Source organism: Klenkia sp. PcliD-1-E (assembly GCF_024124375.1).
Taxonomy (GTDB): domain Bacteria; phylum Actinomycetota; class Actinomycetes; order Mycobacteriales; family Geodermatophilaceae; genus Klenkia.
In genome coordinates this window covers 1-18,364 of sequence record NZ_JAMXRZ010000011.1, presented here as the reverse complement: position 1 = coordinate 18,364, position 18,364 = coordinate 1, and the positions used below count along the sequence as shown (strand labels likewise).

General features: G+C 74.8%; 22 protein-coding genes. 15 read left to right on the top strand and 7 right to left on the bottom strand.

What is annotated here, in order from left to right; genetic code table 11:
- Positions 1-26 precede the first annotated feature (26 nt).
- From fabG to NH342_RS04085, 3 genes are read left to right on the top strand one after another with little or no spacing between them, the layout of a single operon-like run.
- Positions 27-731, top strand: a complete 705-nt coding sequence (fabG, locus tag NH342_RS04095) for a 3-oxoacyl-ACP reductase FabG (RefSeq protein WP_253011588.1) — start codon at positions 27-29, stop codon at positions 729-731.
- A 2-nt stretch (positions 732-733) separates the two neighbouring features.
- Entirely contained in the window at positions 734-1,510 is a 777-nt protein-coding gene (gene fabI / locus NH342_RS04090; protein WP_253011586.1) for an enoyl-ACP reductase FabI, read from the top strand.
- A 7-nt stretch (positions 1,511-1,517) separates the two neighbouring features.
- A complete protein-coding gene (locus NH342_RS04085; protein ID WP_253011584.1) occupies positions 1,518-2,702 on the top strand; it encodes a ferrochelatase in 1,185 nt (394 codons plus the stop codon).
- A 101-nt stretch (positions 2,703-2,803) separates the two neighbouring features.
- On the opposite strand, the gene NH342_RS04080 is transcribed toward NH342_RS04085, so the two are convergent.
- The gene (locus tag NH342_RS04080; protein WP_253011582.1) at positions 2,804-3,556 is read right to left on the bottom strand and encodes a hypothetical protein; all 753 of its coding nucleotides are present in this window, start codon (positions 3,554-3,556) and stop codon (positions 2,804-2,806) included.
- 57 nt (positions 3,557-3,613) lie between these two features.
- Here NH342_RS04080 and NH342_RS04075 point away from each other — a divergent pair, with 57 nt between their 5' ends.
- Positions 3,614-4,045: an NfeD family protein gene (locus NH342_RS04075; protein WP_253011580.1), complete on the top strand. Its 432-nt coding sequence runs from the start codon at positions 3,614-3,616 to the stop codon at positions 4,043-4,045.
- Positions 4,046-4,149: 104 nt separating this feature from the next.
- Entirely contained in the window at positions 4,150-5,490 is a 1,341-nt protein-coding gene (locus NH342_RS04070; protein ID WP_253011578.1) for an SPFH domain-containing protein, read from the top strand.
- 118 nt (positions 5,491-5,608) lie between these two features.
- Here NH342_RS04070 and NH342_RS04065 read toward each other — a convergent pair whose 3' ends face one another.
- On the bottom strand, positions 5,609-6,532 hold the full coding sequence (locus tag NH342_RS04065; RefSeq protein WP_253011576.1) for an RNA polymerase sigma factor SigF: 924 nt from the start codon (positions 6,530-6,532) through the stop codon (positions 5,609-5,611).
- Positions 6,529-7,023: an ATP-binding protein gene (locus NH342_RS04060; RefSeq protein ID WP_253011574.1), complete on the bottom strand. Its 495-nt coding sequence runs from the start codon at positions 7,021-7,023 to the stop codon at positions 6,529-6,531. The genes NH342_RS04065 and NH342_RS04060 overlap by 4 nt, the downstream gene beginning before the upstream one ends.
- A gap of 129 nt (positions 7,024-7,152) precedes the next feature.
- Here NH342_RS04060 and NH342_RS04055 point away from each other — a divergent pair, with 129 nt between their 5' ends.
- Both NH342_RS04055 and NH342_RS04050 read left to right on the top strand, forming a co-directional pair.
- Positions 7,153-7,902: an ATP-binding protein gene (locus tag NH342_RS04055; protein WP_253011572.1), complete on the top strand. Its 750-nt coding sequence runs from the start codon at positions 7,153-7,155 to the stop codon at positions 7,900-7,902.
- Positions 7,903-7,968: 66 nt separating this feature from the next.
- The gene (locus NH342_RS04050) at positions 7,969-8,976 is read left to right on the top strand and encodes a DNA topoisomerase IB (protein WP_253011570.1); all 1,008 of its coding nucleotides are present in this window, start codon (positions 7,969-7,971) and stop codon (positions 8,974-8,976) included.
- 67 nt (positions 8,977-9,043) lie between these two features.
- Here NH342_RS04050 and NH342_RS04045 read toward each other — a convergent pair whose 3' ends face one another.
- Complete coding sequence (locus NH342_RS04045) at positions 9,044-9,445, bottom strand: STAS domain-containing protein (RefSeq protein WP_253011568.1); 402 nt, start codon at positions 9,443-9,445, stop codon at positions 9,044-9,046.
- 237 nt (positions 9,446-9,682) lie between these two features.
- On the bottom strand, positions 9,683-10,102 hold the full coding sequence (locus NH342_RS04040) for a hypothetical protein (RefSeq protein WP_253011565.1): 420 nt from the start codon (positions 10,100-10,102) through the stop codon (positions 9,683-9,685).
- A 76-nt stretch (positions 10,103-10,178) separates the two neighbouring features.
- On the opposite strand from NH342_RS04040, the gene NH342_RS04035 reads away from it, so the two are divergent.
- The 5 genes from NH342_RS04035 (at position 10,179) to purU (ending at position 14,433) form a co-directional block, all read left to right on the top strand.
- On the top strand, positions 10,179-10,706 hold the full coding sequence (locus NH342_RS04035; protein WP_253011562.1) for a DUF1360 domain-containing protein: 528 nt from the start codon (positions 10,179-10,181) through the stop codon (positions 10,704-10,706).
- A 75-nt stretch (positions 10,707-10,781) separates the two neighbouring features.
- Entirely contained in the window at positions 10,782-11,717 is a 936-nt protein-coding gene (locus NH342_RS04030) for a Ku protein (protein ID WP_253011559.1), read from the top strand.
- Between the two features lies 1 nt (position 11,718).
- A complete protein-coding gene (ligD, locus tag NH342_RS04025) occupies positions 11,719-12,672 on the top strand; it encodes a non-homologous end-joining DNA ligase (protein WP_253011556.1) in 954 nt (317 codons plus the stop codon).
- A complete protein-coding gene (ligD, locus tag NH342_RS04020) occupies positions 12,669-13,553 on the top strand; it encodes a non-homologous end-joining DNA ligase (RefSeq protein WP_253011553.1) in 885 nt (294 codons plus the stop codon). The genes ligD (NH342_RS04025) and ligD (NH342_RS04020) overlap by 4 nt, the downstream gene beginning before the upstream one ends.
- A gap of 22 nt (positions 13,554-13,575) precedes the next feature.
- Positions 13,576-14,433 carry a formyltetrahydrofolate deformylase gene (gene purU / locus NH342_RS04015; protein WP_253011550.1) on the top strand — a complete coding sequence of 286 codons (858 nt, stop codon included), beginning with the start codon at positions 13,576-13,578 and terminating at the stop codon, positions 14,431-14,433.
- A 3-nt stretch (positions 14,434-14,436) separates the two neighbouring features.
- On the opposite strand, the gene NH342_RS04010 is transcribed toward purU, so the two are convergent.
- Positions 14,437-15,387, bottom strand: a complete 951-nt coding sequence (locus NH342_RS04010; protein WP_253011547.1) for a proteasome assembly chaperone family protein — start codon at positions 15,385-15,387, stop codon at positions 14,437-14,439.
- 88 nt (positions 15,388-15,475) lie between these two features.
- Here NH342_RS04010 and NH342_RS04005 point away from each other — a divergent pair, with 88 nt between their 5' ends.
- Positions 15,476-15,724, top strand: coding sequence for a DUF3253 domain-containing protein (locus NH342_RS04005; RefSeq protein ID WP_253011544.1), 249 nt, complete (start codon positions 15,476-15,478; stop codon positions 15,722-15,724).
- Here the strand turns inward: NH342_RS04005 and NH342_RS04000 are convergent.
- A complete protein-coding gene (locus NH342_RS04000; RefSeq protein ID WP_253011541.1) occupies positions 15,702-17,027 on the bottom strand; it encodes an AI-2E family transporter in 1,326 nt (441 codons plus the stop codon). The genes NH342_RS04005 and NH342_RS04000 overlap by 23 nt on opposite strands.
- 131 nt (positions 17,028-17,158) lie before the next feature.
- On the opposite strand from NH342_RS04000, the gene NH342_RS03995 reads away from it, so the two are divergent.
- Both NH342_RS03995 and NH342_RS03990 read left to right on the top strand, forming a co-directional pair.
- A complete protein-coding gene (locus NH342_RS03995; protein WP_253011538.1) occupies positions 17,159-17,626 on the top strand; it encodes a PPOX class F420-dependent oxidoreductase in 468 nt (155 codons plus the stop codon).
- A 39-nt stretch (positions 17,627-17,665) separates the two neighbouring features.
- A complete protein-coding gene (locus NH342_RS03990; RefSeq protein ID WP_253011535.1) occupies positions 17,666-18,262 on the top strand; it encodes a hypothetical protein in 597 nt (198 codons plus the stop codon).
- Positions 18,263-18,364: the final 102 nt, after the last annotated feature.

Here is an 18,364-nt window from a genome sequence, read left to right as displayed (position 1 = left end):
GACGCCGGACGAGCGCGGGAGTGGCAGTGGGCAGATCGGTGCTGGTGACCGGGGGCAACCGGGGGATCGGGTTGGCCATCGCCCGCTCGTTCGCGGAAGCCGGCGACTCCGTGGCGGTCACCCACCGCGGCAGCGGCGCGCCCGACGGCCTGTTCGGGGTGCGCTGCGACGTGACCTCCACCGAGGACGTCGACGCCGCCTTCACCGCGGTCGAGGAGCACCAGGGCCCGGTCGAGGTCCTGGTCAGCAACGCCGGCATCACCCGCGACGGCCTGCTCATGCGGATGGGCGAGGACGCGTTCACCGAGGTCGTCGACGCCAACCTCACCGCCGCCTACCGGGTGGCCAAGCGGGCCAGCGCCAAGATGGTCCGCGCCCGCAGCGGCCGGATGGTGTTCGTGTCCTCGGTGGTCGGTCTGCTGGGCTCGGCCGGGCAGGTCAACTACGCGGCGTCGAAGTCCGGGCTGGTCGGGCTGGCCCGCTCGATCGCCCGGGAGCTCGGCGGGCGCGGCATCACCGCGAACGTGGTGGCGCCGGGGTTCGTGCGCACCGACATGACCGCGGAGCTGCCCGAGAAGCGGCAGCAGGAGATCCTCGGGCAGGTCCCGCTGGGCCGGCTGGCCGACGCCGAGGAGATCGCCGGCGTCGTCCGGTTCCTGGCCGGGGAGCACGCGGGGTACATCACCGGGGCGGTCGTCCCGGTCGACGGCGGACTGGGAATGGGGCACTGAGCATGGGCATCCTCGAGGGCAAGACGGTCCTGGTCGCCGGCGTGCTGACGGAGGCGTCGATCGCCTTCTCGGCGGCACGGATCGCGCAGGAGCAGGGCGCCACCGTCGTCCTGTCCAACTTCGGGCGGGCGCTGAGCCTGTGCCAGCGGATCGCCAAGCGGCTCCCGCAGGAGGCCGCCGTCGTCGAGCTCGACGTGACGAACACCGAGCACCTGTCGACGCTGGCCGACCGGCTGCGCGAGGTGCTGCCCGAGGGCGCGCAGCTCGACGGCGTCGTGCACTCCATCGGGTTCGCCCCGCAGGAGGCGATGGGCGACGGGTTCGCCGAGGTCGCCTGGGAGCACGCGGCCACCGCGTTCCAGGTGTCGACGTGGTCGCTGGCCTCGCTCACCCAGGCCTGCCGGCCGCTGTTCGGCGACACGGCCTCGGTGGTCGGGCTGACCTTCGACGCCACGGTCGCGTGGCCGGTCTACGGCTGGATGGGTGCGGCCAAGGCCGGGCTGGAGTCCACCTCGCGCTACCTGGCGCGCGAGCTCGGCCCGGACGGCGTCCGGGTGAACCTGGTCGCCGCCGGCCCGCTGCGCACCATGGCGATGAAGTCGATCCCGGGCAGCAAGCAGTTCGAGGAGGCCTGGGAGGGCAAGGCGCCGCTGGGCTGGTCGGTCACCGACACCGAACCCTCCGGCAAGGCGATCGTGGCACTGCTCAGCGACTGGTTCCCCGCGACGACGGGTGAGATCGTGCACGTGGACGGCGGGTTCCACGCCGTCGGGGTATGACTGGGCGGTGACCGAACAGCTCCTCCCTGCCCGGCCCGCCCACCCGCTCCCCGACGGGGTGTCGATCACCCCCGACGGGCAGCGCCCGGACGAGGAGCCCTCGCTCGCCGCCCGCAACAACGGCGGCGTCGTCCCGGGTTCCGCGCCGGCTCCGGCGGGCCGGCGGGAGGCGCTGCTGGTGCTCGGCTTCGGCGGGCCCGAGGGCCACGACCAGGTGATGCCGTTCCTGGAGAACGTGACCCGCGGTCGCGGCATCCCGCGGGAGCGGCTGGAGAGCGTCGCCGAGCACTACCACCACTTCGACGGCGTCAGCCCGATCAACGAGCAGAACAAGGCGCTGGTCTCCGCCCTCCGGGACGCCGGCGTCGACCTGCCGGTCTACTGGGGCAACCGCAACTGGGCGCCCTACGTCGAGGACGTCTGGCGCGAGATGGCCGCCGACGGCGTCGAGCACGCCTACGTGCTGGCCACCTCGGCCTACGCCTCGTTCTCCGGCTGCCGGCAGTACCACGAGGACGTCGCCCGGGCCCGGGTCGCGTTGGAGTCGGATCCGCAGGGCCTCACCGGGCCCACGGCGGAGAAGCTGCCGCACTACTACGACGCCGACGGCTTCGTGCAGGCCAACGCCGACGCCCTCGCCGCCGCGCTCGCGCAGCTGCCCGAGGACCTGCGGGACGGCGCCCGGCTGGTGGCCACCGCGCACTCCATCCCCGACGCGATGGCCGCGGTCGCCGGGCCGCAGGGCCACACCTACGAGCGCGAGCTGGAGACGGCAGCCCGGCTGGTCGTCGACCGGGTCGCGCCGGGGCGCGGGTTCGACCTGGTCTGGCAGTCCCGGTCCGGCCCGCCGTCGGTCCCGTGGCTGGAGCCCGACGTCAACGACCACCTGCGGGCGCTGGCGGCCGCGGGGGAGAAGGCGGTCGTGGTGTTCCCGGTCGGGTTCATCTCCGACCACCTCGAGGTGATCTGGGACCTGGACAACGAGGCCGAGGAGACCGCGCAGGAGCTCGGCCTGGCCTTCGCCCGCGCGGGGACGGCGGGCACCCACCCGGCGTTCGTCCGGTCGCTGGTCGAGCTCCTGGCCGAGCGCCGCGCCGGTGGCGAGCCCCGGCTGGGCACCAACTGCCCGGCGAGCTGCTGCTTCGTCCAGCGCCCCGCCGGCCGCCCGAGCGCCCCCGCACCCGCCCGCTGACCCCCGAGCTGCAGTTGATCATCGTCAGCTGCAGGCCGGACACGCTGCCGACCGGCGTGTCCCACCTGCGGCTGACGATGATCAACTGCAGGGGGAGGGGCTCAGCGGGGGAGCCAGTTCCAGACGGCGGTGGTGGCCTCGCGAACGGCGTCGGACAGCGGGCGCAGCGCGTGCTCCCGCGCGGCCATCTGGGCCGCCGTCACCGCGCCGCCGGGGGAGTCGGCCAGCGCGAGGTCCAGCACGGTGGCCAGCCGGCGGGCGCGGGTGAGCACCGACACCGCGACCGGGTCGGTGTCTGGGGGCAGGCCCGGGTCCTCCGCCTGCGCGGACAGGCCGGCCAGCAGTGCCGGGACCTCGGGGTGCCAGCGGGCCAGGTCCAGACCGGCCAGCGTGCGTGCGGCATCGCCGACGGCCAGGTCCAGCCGGCCCGACAGCGACCGCAGCGTGCCCTCGACCGGCGGCGGCGCGAACGCCCCGGCGGGCAGGTCGAGCTGGGTCCACAGCACCGTCTCCGACGTCGCCGACGCCGGCAGCAGCACGAGGGTGTCGCCGACCACGGCCTGGCCCGCCTCCACCGCGGCGGCTGCGACCGCGGGCACCGGCGGCAGGCCGTGCACGTCGCCCGGGACGGGCAGCACCAGGCGGAGCCGACGCTCGCCGCGACCGCGCAGGGAGGTCAGCACCTCGCCCAGCGGGCGCGCGCCGTCGGCGTCGGACACCACGTGGGCGCGGTCGCCGGTCACCGCCTCCAGCGCGTCGTCGTAGGGCACCCGGCCACCCAGCCACGCGGTCGCCCAGGCGGCCAGCCGTCCGGCGGGGTCGCCGGCGGCGCGGCGGGTCCTGAGATCGGGCACCCGGTCGAGGGTAGGCGGCGCGGCGCCCACCCGCCGCACCTCTGCCAGACTCGGGTCATGGCCGCCTGGGTGCTCTGGTTGATCGCGGCGGGGCTGTTCACGGCCGGTGAGGTCGCCAGCCTCGACCTGGTGCTGCTCATGCTCGCCGGCGGCGCGGTGGGCGGGATGGGTGTGGCCCTGCTGGGCGGCGAGGTGTGGGTGCAGCTGCTGGCCTTCGTCGTGGTCTCCCTCGGCCTGCTGCTCGTCGTCCGGCCGGTGGCCAAGCGGCACCTCACCCAGCGCACCCCCGAGCAGATCGACGGCGTCGAGGTCTACGTGGGACGCACCGCCGAGGTCAGCGAGCGGGTCACCGGGACCTCGGGGCAGGTGCGCATGGGCCACGACGAGTGGTCGGCCCGCACCCAGCTCGACGGCGAGGCCTACGACGTCGGCCAGGTCGTGCGCATCGTGCAGATCGAGGGCCCGATCGCCTACGTGTCCCGGGCCTGAACGGGGCGGTCTCGCACCGATCGGCGCGAGAGGGCACCATCAGTGGTGATCATCCAGCCGACGTCAGGAGCGCCCCGCCCGTGGAAGCCCTCATTGCACTCCTCGTGATCGCCGTCCTGGTGATCATCGTGCTCGCCAAGAGCGTCACGATCGTCCCCCAGGCCCAGGCCAAGGTCGTCGAACGGTTCGGCCGGTACAGCCGGACGCTGAGCCCGGGCCTGGCCATCCTGGTGCCCTTCGCCGACCGGGTCCGCGCCACCATCGACCTGCGCGAGCAGGTCATCAGCTTCCCGCCGCAGCCGGTCATCACCGCCGACAACCTGCAGGTCGGCATCGACACCGTCGTCTACTTCCAGGTCACCGACCCCCGGCTGGCCGTCTACGGCATCGCCAACTACATCACCGGCATGGAGCAGCTGACCACCACGACGCTGCGCAACGTGGTCGGCGGGCTGAACCTCGAGGGCGCGCTCACCGGCCGGGACGGCATCAACTCCCAGCTGCGCGCCGTCCTCGACGGGACGACCGGCCCCTGGGGCCTGCGGGTGGCCCGGGTGGAGATCAAGGCCATCGACCCGCCGCTGTCCATCCAGGACTCGATGGAGAAGCAGATGCGGGCCGACCGCGACAAGCGGGCCACCATCCTCACCGCGGAGGGGCAGCGGCAGTCGGCGATCATGACCGCCGAGGGCCAGAAGGCCAGCCAGATCCTCTCCGCCGAGGGCCACAAGCAGGCGGCGATCCTGGAGGCCGAGGCCGAGCGGCAGTCCCGCATCCTGCGCGCCGAGGGTGAGCGCGCCGCGCTGTACCTGCAGGCGCAGGGCCAGGCCAAGTCCATCGAGACGGTGTTCCAGGCCATCCACGACGGCAAGCCCGACCAGGGCCTGCTGGCCTACCAGTACCTGCAGACGCTGCCCAAGATCGCCCAGGGTGACGCCAACAAGATGTGGATCGTGCCCAGCGAGTTCTCCCAGGCGCTGGAGGGGCTGGCCAACCTCGGCGGCGCCGGCCGGGGCGGCTCGGGCGAGGGGGAGGGCAAGCGGTCCTGGCTCGACGTCGACGGCACGCAGGCGGAGTCCGCGGCGCCGGCACAGAAGCTGGACACCTCCGACTGGTTCGAGTCCGCGCTGCCCAAGGCGGCCGACCAGCCCGAGGCCCGCATCGAGATGAGCACGCTGGCCGACGCGGCACCGGAGACCCCGCACCCGCAGATGCCCAGCACGCCGTCGCTGGCCGAGCTGACCGCCGACGTCAAGGAGTCCGGCGCCGCGGCCGACCCGCGCAACGCCCCCGACGAGGACGACGACGAGCGCCCCGCGCCGCCGCCCCCCTACGGCCAGCAGGGCCCGCAGCAGCAGGGCCCCCCGCCCCAGCAGTGGCAGCAGAACCCGCAGCAGGGCCCGCAGCAGGGGTGGGGCCCGCCCCAGGGCTACCAGGGCCGCTGAGCCACCAACCCTCGACGCGTCGATCGACGCTCCCTGATCACTTCTGCCGAAGAATGATCAATGAGCGTCGATCGACGGCCGGTGGTCGGCGGTAGGCGGCAGGCGGCCGTGCGCGGGGTCAGTCGTCCTTGAGCAGGCCCTCGCGCAGCTTGGCCAGCGTCTGGGCGAGCAGCCGGGACACGTGCATCTGCGAGATGCCGATGTCAGCGGCGATCTGCGACTGGGTCATGTTGCCGAAGAACCGCAGGATGAGGATGCGGCGCTCGCGGGCCGGGATGGTGGCCAGCAGCGGCTGCAGCGACTCCCGGTACTCCACGCCCTCCAGGGCGGCGTCCTCCTGGCCCAGGGTGGCGGCCAGGGTGGGGGAGTCCTCCTCGCCCGACAGCCGCTCGTCCAGCGACGAGGACCGGTAGGCGTTGGCGACCTGCAGGCCCTCCAGGACCTCCGAGCGCGGGATGCCGAGGTACTCGGCCAGCTCCGACGGGTTCGGGGCGCGGCCGTTCTTCTGCGCGAGCTCCCCGACCGCGGCGTTGAGCGACAGGTGCAGCTCCTGCAGCCGGCGCGGCACCCGCACCGACCAGCCCTGGTCGCGGAAGTGCCGCTTGATCTCACCGGTGATGGTGGGCACGGCGAAGGACAGGAACTCCACGCCCCGGGTGGGGTCGAACCGGTCGATCGCCGCGATCAGGCCGAGCGTGCCGACCTGGAGAAGGTCGTCGAAGGGCTCGCCGCGGTTGGAGAACCGGCGAGCGAAGTGCCGCACCAGCGGCAGGTGCTCCTCGACCAGGATCTCCCGCAGTCGCTCCCGGCGGGGGTCGTCGGGGGCGAGGGCGGCCAGCTCGACGAACAGCGGCGCGGTGCGCTCGGCCCGGCGCCGGTTGTCCGACACCGGGGGTGCCGGCTCCGCAGCCGTCTCAGCAGCCGCCTCGGGTGCCTGCGCCGGCTCCACCGCGGCGGGCTCGTCGGTGGGGACGGCGGCCCCGGGCGCGGGCACCACGTCGTGGGGTCCGGTGTCGGGGGTCCGCTCGACCACCCGGGTCACCGGGCCACCGAGAGGTCGGCGTCGCTGTCGCCCGGGGCGGCGGGGGCGCGCAGCGGGGGAGGGAGCTCCTTGACCAGGGTGATCGTGGCCACCGGGCCCTCGCCGCCCTCACCGCCGGGGACGTCGGCGCGGTCGGCCGGCCCGGCGTCGACCGAGTCGACCAGGGCGGCGATGACCGCCCAGCCGAACCCGTCGCGGGGGACGTCGGTCCCCTCGGTGGTGGACACCCAGGCGGTGATGCTCAGGCCGGTGGGGCCGGTCTCGAAGACGGCCACCAGGGGCGTGCCGGGGGCGGCGACGGAGGCGAGCGTGGCGCTGGCCTCGTCGACGGCCAGGCGGAGGTCCTCGACGGCGTCGAGGTCGAAGTCCATGCGCATGGCCAGGTCCCCGGTCATGGCCCGGACGGCGGGCAGCTGGGTGCGCGACGTGGGCACCCGGAGCTCCAGGCGTTCGGTGCGGCGCCCCGGGGCGCCGCCGGTCGTGTCGACCATCGGCTGGTTCGCTCCTCACGTGTGGTCACCGCCCGTGCGGACGGCGACGCCCATCCTCCCGCACCGCGGGCCGTCCCGCGCGCCCGTCGCGGTTGCCGGAGCGGCGCAGGTGCGGTGGTATGGCTGGCGATGAGCGCAGTTCCGGGGAACCCCCGTCCTCGCGCCGACCCCCTGGTCCTCGACCTCCCCGCCGAGGCGGCCTCCCTGGTCACCGTGCGGCGGTCCCTGGGCCGGTGGCTGTCGGCGGCCCAGGTGACCCCGGACGTCGTGGGTGCCCTGCAGGTCGCCGTCGGCGAGGCGTGCGCCAACGCCGTCGACCACGCCTACCCGCCGGGCACCCCCGGCACGATGCAGGTGCGGGTGTCGGTCGAGCCCGGCGGGCGGGTCACCGCCGTCGTGGCCGACCACGGCGGCTGGCGCACCCCCGACGCCGACCCGGGAGACCGCGGCCGCGGGTTGCTGATCATGCACCAGCTGCTCGAGGACGTGGAGATCTCGCGCCGGCCCGACGGGACCACCGTCACCCTGCGGGTGCCCGCCCGCGAGCTGCCCGAGCGGGCCACCGCGTCGGCCGACGAGCTGGCCGCGCTGCGGATCGACCGGTCCGCCGCGGTGCCGTGCGTCCGCGCCACCGGGCCCCTGGAGGACGACGCGGCCGCCGGCGTGCGGCTGCGGCTGCTGGAGGCCTCCCGCGGCGGCGTGGTCCGGGCCGAGCTGGACCTCGAGGGCGTCGGTCACCTCGGGCCGGCCGTGGTGGCGGCCGTGGCCGAGGTCGCGGCGATCGGCCGGGCCAACGGCTGGCCGCTGCGGGTGACCTCGGCGGCCACCCAGCCGCGCGCCGCACTGGCCCGCGCCGGCGTCCCGCTCGGCGACGACTGATCCCCCGGGCGGGCGATCCCGTTCCGCGCAGGTTTGCCCGGCGCCCCCGCTGCCCACCACGTCGGGGTGAGGCTGCGGCGCAGTGACGTGCACGCCCCCGGGTGGACCCGCCGGGCGCGCGGTCGCGGCTGGGCCTTCTACGACGAGGACGGCGCGCTCATCCGCGACGACCGCCGGGTCCGCATCCAGGGCCTGGCCATCCCGCCGGCCTGGCGCGACGTGTGGATCTGCCCCTGGCCGCACGGCCACATCCAGGCCACCGGCACCGACGCCGCCGGCCGCCGCCAGTACCGCTACCACGACCAGTGGCGGGTGCAGCGCGACGCCGCCAAGCACGAGCGGGTGCTGGAGATCAGCCACACGCTGCCCGACGTCCGCGACGCCGTCGCGGCGGCGCTGCGCCGCCGGGGGATGCCGCGGGAGCGGGTCCTCGCCCTCGCCGTCCGGCTGCTGGACCTCGGCGCCTTCCGCATCGGCAGCGACCAGTACACCGAGGACAACGGCACCTACGGCCTGGCGACCCTGCGCCGGGACCACGTCGAGGTGCGCGGCCGCACGGTGGCCTTCTGCTACCTGGCCAAGGGCGGCAAGCAGCGCGAGGTGGAGATCACCGACCCGGCCACCGCCACCGCCGTCCGGCAGCTGCTGGAGCGCCCGGCCGGTGCGGGGGAGGACCTGCTCGCCTGGCAGAACCCCGACGGCAGCTGGCGCGACGTGCACAGCGACGACGTCAACGGCTACCTGCGGGAGGTCTCCGGCGCGGAGATCACCGCGAAGGACTTCCGGACCTGGACCGCGACGGTGCTCATGGCGGTGCTGCTGGCGCAGGACCCGCTGCCGACCACGCGCACCGGGCGGACGAGGGCCGCGCGGGCGGCGTACCGAGCGGTGTCGGACCAGCTGGGCAACACCCCGGCGGTCTGCCGGGCCAGCTACGTCGACCCGCGGGTGGTCGACCGGTTCGAGCACGGCGAGACCATCGCCGACGCGCTGGCCGAGGCCGCCGGCGCAGCCGACGACCGGGAGCGCCAGCGGGTGCTCGAGGCCGGGGTGTGCCGGCTGCTGTCGGCCTGACCCCGGAGGCGCCCGGGACGCAGAGGGCCCCGTCACCGGGCGGTGACGGGGCCCTCGGGGCGTCGGGTCAGCTGTTGCCGTCGACGATGGTGAACAGGTCGATCAGGCCGGTGACCTCCAGCGGCCGGGTGACCGCACGGGTGGAGGCGACCAGGGTCAGGGCCACGTCGCGGGCCCGGGCCGACTTCTGGGTCTCGACGAGGACGGCGAGGCCGGCGGAGCCGAGGAACTGGACCCCGCACAGGTCGATGACCAGCTTCTCGGGCTCCTGCTCCAGCTGGGTGTCCAGCGAGGCGCGCAGCACGGGGGCGGTGAAGGTGTCCACCTCGCCGACGACCGTCACCGTGACCGTGCCCTCGGCGTCCGAGGACGTCGACAGGGTGATCACGTCGTCGAAGGGAGCGTCGGCGGTGTCGGTGGGAGCCGGCACGTCGCGCTGACCCTCGGCGGGCAGGTCAGATGAGGTCACGGACTGGAGCTCCTCTCAGCGGTGGTGCCCGACGGGCACGCAACGGCGTGCACAACGTACCTGCCGCCCGTCGAGGCCGCCGACCTCGCCCGGGGCTCCGGTGGCGGACGGCGCCGGGGGTGACCCCGGGTGCAGGTGGTGCAAGGCAGCTGGTGGCTGAACCGCCCGCCCGGACCCTAGACAGGGCGGGGTCCGCCCACAAGCCGGGTGGGCGGCCCCCGCCGGTGCCGCGCGGCCTCAGTCGCCGGTGGGGTGCACCGCGCGCTCCTCGGGGCCCTCGCCGCCCACCGCGTCCTCCCCGGTGGCCAGCACGTCGTCGCCCACGGAGTCGGTGCCGGAGCTGTCGCGGGGGTCGGTGTCGGCGTCCTGCTCGAGCTGGGCCGCGGGGCCGGCGGGGTCCTCGGCGGGCCGGGTGCCCGGGTCGAGGTCGACGTCGGGCTCCTCGCGGGCCAGCCGGCCGTCGAGGGGCTCGCCCTCGGCCTGCTCCTCGGCGGTGGTGCCGAAGTCCAGGCTGGTGCCGGCGGTCTCCCGGCCCATGTCGGGGGCGAACTGCGGGTCCTCGGCGAGGGCGGCCTCGGGGCTGTCGTCGGCGATCTCGGGGATGCCGGCGTCCTCGGGGAACTGGTCGCGGGCGGTCTGGCCCTCGGGGTTGGTCATGATCGCCCCCTACCCCCGCGGAGCCGTCGTCCACACGCGGTGTGAGCCCCCTCCGGGCAGGGGTAGCGGCGCGTCCATGTCGGTCACCGAGAAGGTCGGGTCCTGGGCCCGCAACCAGCAGGAGCAGTACGCGCACGGCGAGCAGCGGCCCCTGGCCGGGCTGCTCGGGGCGATGGGGGTCTACGGCGCGCTGACCACCGCCGGTGCGGCGGCGCTGCGGGCCTCGGGGAGGCCGCTGCCCGAGCGGGTCCCGCTGGGCGACGCGCTGCTGCTGACCGTCGGCACGTTCCGGCTGGCCCGCACGATCGCCAAGGACCCGGTGACCAGCCCGCTGCGGGCGCCGTTCACCCGGTTCGAGGGCGCGTCGGGCGAGGCGGAGATCGCCGAGGAGGTGCGTTCCCACGGCGGGTGGAAGCACGCCGTGGGGGAGCTGGTCACCTGCCCGTTCTGCCTGGCGCAGTGGATCGGTACCGGGTTCGTGCTGTCCTACGTCGCGGCCCCGCGGGCGACCCGGCTGGCCGGGCTGGTCATGACGATGGTGGCCGGCGCCGACGCCCTGCAGTTCGCCTACGACGAGCTGCAGTCGGAGGTCACCGACTCGTAGGGGGTGGTGCGCGGGTGCGCCGCGGCCACCTGCGCCCCTACGCTGATCTTGGACACCGGCGGAGAGGGATGCACCATGCGGTCGATCTGGAAGGGCGCGGTCTCCTTCGGGCTGGTCTCGATCGCCGTGAAGCTGTACTCGGCCACCGAGGACCACGACGTCAAGTTCCACCAGGTGCACAGGACCGACGGCGGCCGGGTGAAGTACCGCAGGGTCTGCTCCATCGACGGCGAGGAGATCGAGTACCGCGACATCGCCAAGGGCTTCGAGCTGCCCAGCGGCGAGCTGGTGGTGCTCACCGACGCCGACATGGACGAGCTGCCGCTGGGCAGCACGCACGAGATCGAGGTGCTGCAGTTCGTCGAGCAGTCCGAGATCGACCCGATCCACTTCGAGAAGACCTACTACCTGGAGCCCGAGGGCACCGCGACCCGGCCCTACGTGCTGCTGCGCACGGCGCTGGAGAACGCCGGCCAGGTCGCCATCACCAAGATCGCCATCCGGCAGCGTGAGTCCCTCGCCGCGCTGCGGGTGCGTGACGGGGTCCTGGTGCTGCACACCATGCGCTGGCCCGACGAGATCCGGGCACCGGAGTTCGGGTTCCTGGACGAGGACGTCGAGGCCAAGCCCGCGGAACTCAAGATGGCCGAGTCCCTCATCGCCACCATGAGCGGCACCTTCGACCCGTCGGTGTTCACCGACGACTACAAGGAGGCCATGGCGGCGCTGCTGGAGGCCAAGCAGGCCGGCGGGGACGTCGTCCGGCCCGAGGAGGTCGAGGACGACGAGGACGACGGCTCGGTGGTCGACCTGATGAGCGCGCTGCGCCGCAGCGTGGAGAAGGCCGGCGGTAAGGCGTCGTCCGAGCAGCCGGCGAAGAAGACCCCGGCGAAGAAGGCACCCGCGAAGAAGGCCGCGGCGAAGAAGGCGGCGCCGGCGGGGAAGGCCGCGGCCACGAAGGCGCCGGCGAAGAAGGCGCCGGCCACGAAGGCCGCGAGCAAGTCCGCCTGAGGTGGCGGTCCCGGAGTCGACCCGGCCGATGCTCGCCGTCGCCGGCGATCTGCCCCACGACGAGACCGGCTGGGCGTTCGAGTTCAAGTGGGACGGCGTGCGGGTGCTGGCCCACGTCCGGGGCGGTGAGCTGCGGCTGCGGGCCCGCAGCGGCACCGACGTCACCGAGCGCTACCCCGAGCTGGCCGCCCTGCCGCCGTCCCTGCAGGGTCGTGACGCCGTGCTGGACGGGGAGGTCGTGGCCCTGGATGCGCAGGGCCGGCCGGACTTCGGTCTGCTGCAGCAGCGCATGCACCTCACCGGCCCGGAGGTCGCCCGCACCGCCCGCCGGGTGCCGGCCTCCTACTTCGTGTTCGACCTGCTCGAGCTCGACGGCCGGTCGCTGCTGGCCCGCAGCTACCGCGAGCGGCGCGAGCTGCTCGACGAGCTCGCGCCGGCCGCCCGGCGGTGGACCACCACGCCCTGGTTCCCCTCCGACGGCGCCGGCGTGCAGGCCGCCAGCGTCGAGCACGGCCTGGAGGGCGTGGTCGCCAAACGGCTGGCCTCGCCCTACCGGCCCGGGGGGCGGGGGCCGGAGTGGACCAAGGTCAAGAACGTGCGGCACCAGACGGTGGTCGTCGGCGGCTGGCGGCCGGGCAACGGCCGTCGCTCGGGGGGCATCGGGTCGCTGCTGGTCGGCGTGCAGGAGGACGGCGGGCTGCGCTACGCCGGCCGGGTGGGCACCGGGTTCACCGACCGCGCGCTGCGCGACCTGGCCCGCGGGGTGACCGGCCGGAGCACCTCCCCGTTCGCCGGGGAGGTGCCGCCCGACGTCGTCCGCGAGGCGCACTGGGTGGAGCCGCAGCTGGTCGGCGAGGTCGTGTTCGCCGGCTGGACCGGCGACGGCCACCTGCGCCACCCGGCCTGGCGTGGCCTGCGCGACGACGTCGGACCCGCCGCGGCGGTGCCGGAGTGACCCGGCAGCGGGTGGCGATCGGCGGGCGCCAGCTCGAGGTCTCCAACCTGGACAAGGTGCTCTTCCCCGAGGTGGGCGTCACCAAGGCGCAGGTCATCCAGTACTACGTGCAGGTCGCACCGGTGCTGCTGCCGCACCTGGCCGGCCGCCCGGTCACCTTCACCCGCTGGCCGCACGGGGTCGAGGGCGCCTCCTTCTTCGAGAAGAACAACGCCCGGCACGCCCCCTCCTGGGTGCAGCACGTGGTGGTGCCCGCGCCGGGGTCGACCAAGGACCGCGAGACGCTGGACATGGTGCTGCTCACCGACGTCCCCGACCTGGCCTGGTCGGCCAACCTCGCGGCCCTGGAGCTGCACGTGCCCCAGTGGCGGGTCGACGACGACGGCGTGCCGCAGCTGCCGGACCTGCTCGTGCTCGACCTCGACCCCGGGCCGGGGGCCGGGGTGGCCGAGTGCGCCGCCGTCGCCGTCCGGCTGCGGGAACGGCTGGTCGACGACGGCCTGGACCCGGTGGTGAAGACCTCGGGGTCCAAGGGCCTGCAGGTCTACGCCCCCATCCGGTGCACCGACCCCGACCACCCGTCCCGCTACGCCAAGGCGTTGGCGCAGGCATTGACCGAGGAGACGCCCGACGACGTGGTGTGGCGGATGGAGAAGGTGCTGCGGCCGGGCAAGGTGCTCGTCGACTGGAGCCAGAACAACACGGCCAAGACCACCGTCGCGCCGTACTCGCTGCGCGCCCGGGCCGGGGCGACGGTGTCCACGCCGGTGACCTGGGAGGAGCTGGACGGGCCGCTGGTCTTCGACACCGACGACGTGCTGGCCCGCGTCGAGGAGCACGGCGACCTGTTCGCCACCGGGGAGCCCGCCGACCTGCCCTGACGGTCTGGGATCATCCCTCCCCGTGTCCCAGAGCAACACCGGCCGGCTCGTCGTCCGCTGCCCCGACCGGCCCGGCATCGTCGCCGTCCTCTCGCGCTTGATGGCCGACGCCGGCGCCAACATCACCGACTCCCAGCAGCACAGCTCCGACCCGTCGGGGGGCACCTTCACGCTGCGGCTGGAGTTCGTGCTCGACGACCTGGCCGGCCGCCGGGCCGAGCTGGAGGAGCAGCTGGGTGCGCTGGCCGCGGAGTGGGGGATGACCTGGCGGCTGGTGCTCGCCGACCACCGCCCGCGGCTGGCGGTGTTCGTGTCGCGAACCGACCACGTGCTGCAGGAGCTGCTCTACCGGGTGTCGGCCGGGGACCTGCGGGCCGAGATCGCCGTGGTCATCTCCAACCACCCCGACCTGGAGCCGGTCGCCGCCGCGCACGGCGTCCCGTTCCACCACGTGCCGGTCACCCCCGGCACCAAGGCCCAGGCCGAGGCCCGGGCGCTGGAGCTGGTGGGGGACTGCGACCTGGTCGTGCTGGCCCGCTACATGCAGATCGTGTCGGCCGAGTTCTGCGCGCGCTTCCCGGAGCGGCTGATCAACATCCACCACTCGTTCCTGCCGGCGTTCGTGGGCGCCAACCCCTACCAGGCGGCCGCCGACCGCGGCGTGAAGCTGATCGGGGCGACCGCGCACTACGTCACCGCCGAGCTGGACGCCGGGCCGATCATCGAGCAGGAGGTCGCCCGCATCGACCACCGCGCCACCGTCGAGGACATGCGCCGGGTGGGTCGCTACGTCGAGCGGCAGGTGCTGGCCCAGGCGGTCACCTGGCACGTCGAGGACCGGGTCATCGTCGACGGCGCGAAGACCATCGTCTTCGCCTGAGGGCTACTCGGGGCGGCGGTCCTGCTCGGCGAGGAACGCCTCGATCTGGTCGGCCATCTCCTCGCCCGAGGGCAACTGACCGGAGTCGCCGAGCAGGCCGGTGCCCTCGCGGGCAGCCGCGAAGTCGTCGAACTGCCGCTCCAGCTGGGCCACGACGGCGGTGTTCTCCTCCGACCGGGCGATCTGCTCGTCGACGTCGGTCCGGACGGCCCGGGCCGCCTCCTCCAGCGTCTCGGTCGGCAGGTGCAGCCCGGTGAGCGAGGACAGGTGCTCCAGCAGGGTCAGCGACGCCGCGGGGAACGTGGCCGAGGCCAGGTAGTGGGGGACGTGCGCGGCCACGCCCAGGGCGTCGACGCCGGCCTCGCCCGCCCGCAGCTCCAGCAGCGCCCCGGCGCTGCCCGGGATGCGCATCTCACCCCAGTAGACCGGGTAGCTGGCGATGAGCTCGCGCCGGGTGGCGTGCGCGGTGACCGTGACCGGACGGGTGTGCGGCACGGGCATCGGGATGGCCTGCAGCATCACCATGCGGGTCACCCCCAGGGTCTCCACCAGACCCAGCACGGCGGCGGTGAACTGCTCCCACGCGAAGTCCGGCTCGGTGCCGTGCAGCAGCAGGAACGGGGTGCCGCCGTCGTCGTCGACCGCGTACAGGGTGATCTCGGGGGCGGCGAAGGACTCGTAGTGGTCGCCGGAGAAGGTGATCCGGGGCCGGTGGCCCCGGTAGTCGACCAGGGCGTCGGCGTCGAAGCGGGCGACGACCTCGTGCGGCAGGCTGGCCAGCAGGTGCGAACCGGCCAGCGCGCCGGCGTGCGCGGCGTCGAACTCGCCGGCCAGGTCGTGCACGAGCACCAGCTCGTCGGCGGCGGTGCGCTCGACGAGCCGCTCGTGGGCGGGCAGCAGCTCGACGAGGTCCTCGGGGCGTCGGGGCACGGTCGGGTCCTCCTGGTGGTCCATCGGTCGCCGGGTGCAGCCCCGTCGGCCGGCCGGGCATTCCCATGGTCCTCCCGTGGCGGGGACGGTGCGCGGGAGGGACGCTCGGCCGGTGGGCACCCGGGACGAGCTGGCCAGGCGGATCGAGGAGCTGCTGGACGCCCGCGCGCCGACGTCGTCGATCTGCCCGTCCGACGCCGCCCGGGCGCACGACCCCGAGGGGTGGCGGGACCTGATGGACGACGCCCGGGCCGCGGCCGGGGGGCTGGCCGCCGAGGGGAGGGTCGAGGTGACCCAGCGCGGGCAGGTGGTCGACGTCGCCACCGCCCGCGGCCCGGTCAGGATCCGCCGCCCCCGGTGACCGGGTCGCGGACCGGCTCCTCGCTGCGCACGAGGGCCGAGCCGTCGTCGTCGGCGACGACCTCCGGGACCCGGCCCTGGTCGTCCCGCTCGGGGTGCTTGCCGTCGAGCTGGTCGCGGCCGTACCGGTAGCCGACGGCAAGCAGCGCGGCGACCGGGACGGCGAGGAACGCACCGATGATGCCGGCCAGGCTCGACCCCGCGGTGACGGCGAGGATGACGACGCCGGCGTGCAGCTTCAGGCCGCGGCCCTGCAGGATCGGTTGCAGCACGTTGCCCTCGACCTGCTGCACCACCACCACGACGGCCAGCACCCACAGGGCGGTGCCGAAACCGTTGCTGACCAGGGCGATCAGCACGGCGAACCCGCCGGCGACGAAGGCACCGATGATCGGCACGAACGCGGCGAAGAAGGTGATGACCGCCAGCGGGAGCACCAGCGGCACCCCCAGGACGAGCAGGCCCAGGCCGATGCCGGCGGCGTCGATGAGCCCCACCAGGGCCTGCTGGCGGATGAACTCCGACAGCGTGCGCCAGCTCTGCCGGGACAGCTCCGCCACGTGCGGGGCGGCCTGGGGACCGGTCTGCGCGGCCAGCCAGGGCAGGAAGCGCGGCCCGTCCTTGAGGAAGAAGAAGGTCAGCACCAGCGCCAGGGCCACGTTGACCAGCCCGGTGCCGATGGCGCTGGCGCCGGTGAGGGCGTAGGTGGCGATGTCGCCGGCACTGGCCTGCAGACGGTTGATCGCGTCGCCGACGTACTCGCCGATCTGCTCCTGGCCCAGGTTGAACGGCGGCCCGGCCAGCCACTCCTGCACGCTCTGCAGGCCCGAGCTCACGCCCAGGGCCAGGTCCTCCACCTGCGACACCACCGGGGGCGCGATGGCGGCCATGATGCCCACGAACGCGGCCAGGAACAGCACGACCGAGCTCAGCGCGGCCGCGGCCGGGGGGAACCGCCAGTGCCGCAGCAGCTTGGCCAGCGGCCAGGTCACCGTGGCGAACAGCAGGCCCAGCACGACCGGCAGCAGCACCGAGGACCACAGCACCCCGAGCACGTAGCCGAGCACCACGACCGCGGCGGCGATGAGCAGCAGCCGCGCGGAGAAGGTGGCGAGCACCCGGGTGGCCGCGGCGAGCCGCGCGCTGCGCTGCGGCCCGGGGACCGGGGCACCGCTGTGCGAGGGCGGCTCGCCCGAGTCGTCGTGGAAGTTCGCCTCCCCGTCGGTGGCGGGGGCCTCGGTGCGAGCCTCGGTGCGGGGCTCGTCGCGTGGTCGGCCGGGGGTGTCCTGCGGGTCGTCGGCCATGCCGTGATCAGAGCACAGGCAGGGTTCCGGCACCGGGTGGACCCACCCCGACCGGGGGCCTCGCCCGGGGACAGCGCCCGGGGACAGCGCCCGGGCGGCGGACGTCGGACCCCCGTCGTAGCGTCGCGCCCATGCCGAAGACCGCCACCGCCGACCGGGTCGACCTCGACGGGCTGCTGGAGTTCCTGCGCCCCCGCCACAAGGCCCTGCTCATGACCCGCCGCGGTGACGGCGAGCCGCAGATCTCACCGGTGAGCTGCGGGGTCGACGACGCGGGCCGCGTCGTGGTCAGCACCTACCCGCAGCGGGCGAAGACCCGCAACGCCCGCCGCGACCCCCGCGTCAGCGTGGTCGTGCTCTCCGACGACTTCGACGGCCCCTGGGTGCAGGTCGACGGCACCGCCGAGGTGCTGGACCTGCCCGAGTCGGTCGAGCCGCTGGTGGAGTACTTCCGCTCGATCAGCGGGGAGCACCCCGACTGGGACGAGTACCGGGACGCGATGCGGCGGCAGGGCAAGTCGCTGATCCGGGTCACCCCGCAGCGCTGGGGCCCGGTCGCGACGGGCGGGTTCCCGCCCGAGCTCTCCGACAAGGACTGAGGCTTGCCTCCGGGGTAGGCAAGCGCGCATGCTTGCGCGATGCCGTTCGTGCTGACCGTGGACCAGCAGGGCAGCCGCCGCGGACCCGACCGGGTCGGCGGCGCGCTGGACCTGCTGGCTGGCGTGCCGGTGGTGCTGCGCTTCGAGCGCACCGCCGGCGACGAGTTCCAGGGGGTGCTCGACCGGCCGGCCGCCGTCGTCGACGCGGTGGTCGCCCTGGTGCGCGCCGGCGGCTGGAGCGTGGGCATCGGGGCCGGGCCGGTGCAGGTGCCGCTGCCCGAGTCCACCCGCGCCGCGGCCGGCCCGGCCTTCCTGGCCGCTCGTCGCGCCGTCGACGCCGCCAAGCACCGGCCGGTGCGGGTGGCGGTCCAGGGGGTCGACGACGAGGCCGCCGCCGACGCGCAGGCCACCGCCACGGTGCTCGCCCTCCTGCTGCAGCGGCGCAGCCCGCAGGCCTGGGAGGCGATCGACCTGGTCGCGGCCGGCGCCACCCAGGCCGAGGCGGCCGCCCGGCTGGGGGTGAGCCGGCAGGCGGTCGGGCAGCGGCTGGCCGCGGCGGCGTGGGAGGCCGAGCAGGACCTGCACCCGGTGCTGGCCCGGTTGCTCGCCCGCGCCGAGGGCGGGGTGCGGCCATGAGCACGGCGACGCTGGTGCTGCTGGTCCTGGCCGCGGTCGGCGGTGGGCTGCTGGTGCGCGGCGCCGAGGTCCGCCGGGTCCCCCGGGGCCGGCAGCTGGTCG